This window comes from Inquilinus sp. OTU3971, assembly GCF_038440215.1.
Window position 1 is genome coordinate 1 of sequence record NZ_JASATH010000465.1, and the last position, 294, is coordinate 294.

The 294-nt window shown below is 71.4% G+C and carries 1 protein-coding gene; it reads left to right on the forward strand.

Translation table 11 applies throughout. The features are described 5' to 3' along the window. The coding region (locus tag AAHM41_RS40435) for a site-specific integrase (RefSeq protein ID WP_342242292.1) at positions 1 to 294 on the forward strand (294 nt) is incomplete at both ends.

Here is a 294-nt window from a genome sequence, read left to right on the forward strand (position 1 = left end):
ATGAGCCCGCTGCGCCAGCGGATGATCGAGGACATGGCGATCCGCCAGTTCGGGCCGAAGACCCAGCACGACTATGTCCGGGTGGTGGCCGACTTCGCCCGTTTCCTGGGGCGCTCGCCGGACCGGGCCGAGCCGGAGGACCTGCGGCGATACCAGCTGCATCTGGCGGCCGAGGGCGCCTCGCCGGGCAAGATGAACCTCGCGGTCTCGGCACTGCGGTTCTTCTGCAAGGTCACGCTCGGCCGGCCGGCGTTCGGTGAGCGGCTGGCGACGGTGCGCCAGGGCGAGCGGCTG